At 72.0% G+C, this 3926-nt stretch carries 4 protein-coding genes; 2 read left to right on the forward strand and 2 right to left on the reverse strand.

Going from position 1 to position 3926, the window contains the following annotated elements; genetic code table 11:
* Positions 1-663, forward strand: a 663-nt coding sequence (locus ACTUAL_RS15755) for an alpha/beta fold hydrolase (RefSeq protein WP_440900788.1), incomplete at its 5' end; no start/stop codon positions are given.
* Here ACTUAL_RS15755 and ACTUAL_RS15760 read toward each other — a convergent pair.
* Both ACTUAL_RS15760 and ACTUAL_RS15765 read right to left on the reverse strand, forming a co-directional pair.
* A complete protein-coding gene (locus ACTUAL_RS15760) occupies positions 647-2305 on the reverse strand; it encodes a cellulose binding domain-containing protein (protein WP_440900789.1) in 1659 nt (552 codons plus the stop codon). The two genes, ACTUAL_RS15755 and ACTUAL_RS15760, sit on opposite strands and share 17 nt — an antisense overlap.
* A 206-nt stretch (positions 2306-2511) precedes the next feature.
* Positions 2512-3012, reverse strand: a complete 501-nt coding sequence (locus ACTUAL_RS15765) for a hypothetical protein (RefSeq protein ID WP_096496853.1) — start codon at positions 3010-3012, stop codon at positions 2512-2514.
* Positions 3013-3169: 157 nt separating this feature from the next.
* Here ACTUAL_RS15765 and ACTUAL_RS15770 point away from each other — a divergent pair.
* The coding region (locus ACTUAL_RS15770; RefSeq protein ID WP_440900790.1) for a histidine kinase dimerization/phosphoacceptor domain-containing protein at positions 3170-3926 on the forward strand (757 nt) is incomplete at its 3' end.

A 3926-nucleotide genomic window follows, 5' to 3' on the forward strand; every position in this document is an offset into this window, starting at 1 on the left:
GTGGCCGCCGAGCTGGGGCTGGCCGACGCGCTCGGCGTGCGCTCGTGGGCGGCCGTCGTCGGCGGGTCCATGGGCGGGATGCGGGCGCTGGAGTGGGCGGTGACCGCGCCGGAGCGGGTGCGGTCGCTGCTGGTGCTCGCCGCGCCCGCCGCGTCCAGCGCCGACCAGATCGCGCTCGCCTCGGCCCAGCTGCACGCCCTGCGGCTGCACCCGGAGCAGGGGATGGCGGTGGCCAGGCGGATCGCCCACCACGGGTACCGCACCGCCGCCGAGCTCAACACCCGGTTCGGGCGGAGCGTCCAGGGGGACGGGCGGTTCGCCGTCGAGTCCTACCTGGACCACCAGGCGGACAAGCTGGCGAAGAGGTTCGACCCCGGCAGCTACCGGGTGCTCACCGAGGCCATGAACGGCCACGACGTGGGCCGGGGCCGGGGAGGGGTGCGCGCGGCGCTGGGCTCGGTGACCGCGCGCACCCTCGTCGCCGGGATCGACACCGACCGGCTCTACCCGCTGGAGCAGCAGCGGGAGCTGGCCGAGGCGATCCCCGCAGCGGGCGACCTGCGCGTCGTGGCCTCGCCGTACGGCCACGACGGGTTCCTCGTGGAGGAGGAGCAGGTCGCCGCGCTGCTGGGGGAGCTGCTGGAGGTCAGAAGCCCGCGGTGATGCGGGTGAACTCCAGGTCGGCCTGCGCGATGCCCGAGCAGCTGGCCGACACCTGGCCGTCGCAGCCGCCGCGGTCCCGGTTGACCGCCCAGAACGCGAGGCGGCCCAGGCCGTTGTTCTTCGACCAGTCACGGATCTTGGTCCAGTCCGCGGCGGTGGTCAGCTCCTTCTGGTCGGACAGGCCGTTCATGCCCGAGATGCCGATGTGCTTGTAGGCGTCGGCGTCGCTGTACCCGAAGGTCGACTTCACCTTGTTCTTCAGCCCGGTGGCCGCGCTGATGGTGTCGGTCGCGATGTTGGAGCTGCCGAAGTCGAACGGCATGATCGTGAAGACGTCGATCTTGGCGTCCAGCGCGCCCGCCCGCTCGATGAGGCGGTTGCCCCAGAAGTTCGGGCCGGTGGTGCCGGTGCCGAACGTGACGATGGTCTGCACGTTCGGGTTCTTCTGCTTGACGATCTTCAGCGCGGACAGCACGCGGTCCTGCACGACCTCGTTCTCGAACTCGTCGGAGTTCTCGATGTCGATGTCGATCGCCTTGAGCTGGTAGGCGTCGATGACCTTCTGGTACGCGCCCGCCAGCGCCTCGGGGGTCGAGCAGTTCGGGCCGAGCTTGTTGCCGCTCCAGCCGCCGAACGAGGGCACGATGTCACCGCCCGCCGCGCGGATCGCCTTGATCGTGGTCTCGTCCACGCTGCCGGTCAGCGGCCGGGTGCCGTCCCACGAGGGGGTGCAGCCGCCGGAGGACAGGATGAACGCCATCGTGAACCACTTGACGCCGGTCTGCTGCATCACGGTGGTCGCCGACTGCGGGTTGCCCCAGCCGAGGAACAGGTAGGGGGCTCCGCGCCCGCCCGCCGGGGACGGCTGCGGGTCCGGGGTGGGGTCCGGGCTCGGCTGCGGGTTGGGGTTGGGGTTCGGCGACGGCTCGGGCGAGGGCTCCGGGGTGGTGCCCGCCTTCTTCGCGGTCCTCGCGGTCAGCGCCGCGCTCTTCGCCGAGGCGTTGCCCGCCGCGTCCCGCGCCACGACGCTGAACTGGTACGAGGTGTCGGCGGTCAGGCCGGACACGATCGCGGTGGGGCTCGCGACGGTGGTGGCCTTGTCGCCGCCCTTGTACACGTCGTACGCGACCACGCCGACGTTGTCGGTCGACGCGTTCCAGGCCAGCGTCACCGAGTCCGCCGTGGTGGCGGTGGCCTTCAGGCCGCCGGGGGCGCTCGGTGCGGCCTTGTCGCCGGGGTTGCCGGTGCCGGTGCCCGCGCAGGGGTTGCCGTTGATGGTGCAGTTCGTCGGGGCTCCGCCGCCCGCGCCGATGAAGCCGAACGCCACCGAGGAGCCCGCGCCGACCGCCGCGTTCCAGTCCCGGTTGGTCGCCGTGTAGCGGTCGCCGTTCCGGGTGACCTGCGCGTCCCAGAAGGAGCCGACCGTGGTGCCCGAGGGCAGGTCGAACTCGATCTTCCAGTTGTTCGAGGCCGACGACCCGCCGTTGGCGACGGTGAACTTCGCCTCGAAGCCGCTGCCCCAGTCCTGGGTCTTGGCGAAGGTCGCCGTCAGGTTGGTCGCCGCGCTCGCGGACGGGATCAGCGCGTAGGAACCCGCCGCGAGAGCCGCGACGGCGAGCAGCACGCCCGTTCTGGTCTTCATGTTCCGCTTTTCTCCTCGGCGCTTTTATGAGCAGGGAAGAACGCCTGCGGAGAAGAATGGACCTCGATAGCGAGCGCCGTCAAGGAAATGCTGCTTTTTAAATCGACTTTAAATCTTCCTTTTGTGTTCCACATCATTTTCGCGGGGGCGGGGAGGGCGTTCTGGGCGGTTTCCGGCCCCCGGCGCCCCGCCGGTCACCGCTCCGGTCACTCCTCCAAGGAGGCCGTGATCCACTCCGACACCGGCAGGTCGCGGGTCTGGCACTCCAGCGCCAGCTTCACCGTCCACCGCAGCGCCTGGAGCACCACCGTCGCCAGCTCCTGCGGCGCGCCGTTCGCCAGCGCGATCTCGATCTGCTCGGCGGCGGCCTCCTGGTCGCCGTGCACCTCGGCGAGCAGCGCGCGGATCGCCGTGCGCACCGGCGGGTCCGCGTCGTCGATCGGCACCTCCTGGCCCGCCTCGTCGAACACCTGCATCTTCACCGGCGTCGCCCCGCCCGAGCCCAGCGCGGACACCATGCCGCTGCACTCGGAGAACAGCAGCAGCACCAGCTCCCTGATGTCCTCGTCGCCCTCGGGCGAGCCGCTCAGGTAGCCGGTGACGAGGTCCACCGCCACAGCGTCCTCGCCCACCTTGGTGGCGGCCAGGGCCTCCCCGGCCACGGCGTGCAGGCGCGCCCAGCGATCCGGATCTTGCTGCGGGTGCATTCGGCCAGCTTCCGTCGGGGTCCGCGGTCAGGAGTAATGCCTACCCCGTGCGCTTCGGGTGTCGCAACGCCTTGCCCGAGGAGCGGGCGGGTGATACCCCGGTACGACGCTCCCCGGAGCGATGTGCCGGGCCCCGCCCGCGCCCTAGCATCGCCGGGTGATCCGCTCCGCGTTCCACGTCCTGCTCCAGGCCGTCCTCCTGCCGGACCGGACGCGGGTTCCGGTGGGGCGGCTGCGCGGCCCGCTGCGGGCGGCGCTGCTGGTCGGCGCGCTCGTGCCTGCCATCGTGACCAGCTCGGACTACACCGCCCACCAGGAGCCGGGCGGCTGGTGGGTGGCGCTGTTCGCGGCCACCACGGCCCCGATCGCCCTGCTCTGCTTCTCCTCGCCGCTGGCCGCCTGGCGCGCCTCGCTGGCCGGGCTCGTGGTGATCCGGCTGATCACCGGATCGGGGCCGGAGATCCTCACCGTCGGCGAGTGGCTGTGGTTCCCGTTGCCGCTGGTCGCCGTCGGGCTGGTCTTCGCCCGGCCGGTGGTGCTCGCCGTGGCGTGCGTCACGGCGCTCGTGCTGGCCGGGATCGCGCTCTCGGTCAACGACGACTTCGGCGGGTACTACCCGACCACGGTGCTGATCCTGCTGCTGCTCCTGCTCGCCGCGTACGCCGTCGGCGGGCGGGGGCGGGCCGAGCGGCGCTTCCACGCCGCGCGGGACGAGAAGGCCGCGCTGGTCGAGCGGGCCCGCATCGCGCGGGAGATGCACGACGTGGTCGCCCACCACATGTCCATGGTGGTGGTGCGCTGCGAGACCGCGCCCTACCGGCTGCCGGGGCTGCCCGAGGCGGCGGCCGGGGAGTTCGCCGAGCTGGGCGAGGTGGCCCGCGCCGCGATCACCGACATGCAGCGGCTGCTGGGGG

It is taken from the genome of Actinosynnema sp. (assembly GCF_052038725.1).

What these genes read in the sequence shown, in the direction of transcription:
- ACTUAL_RS15760 (WP_440900789.1), bottom strand. Translation starts at nt 2,305, where the DNA reads ATGAAGACCAGAACGGGCGTGCTGCTCGCCGTCGCGGCTCTCGCGGCG.
- ACTUAL_RS15765 (WP_096496853.1), bottom strand. Translation starts at nt 3,012, where the DNA reads ATGCACCCGCAGCAAGATCCGGATCGCTGGGCGCGCCTGCACGCCGTG.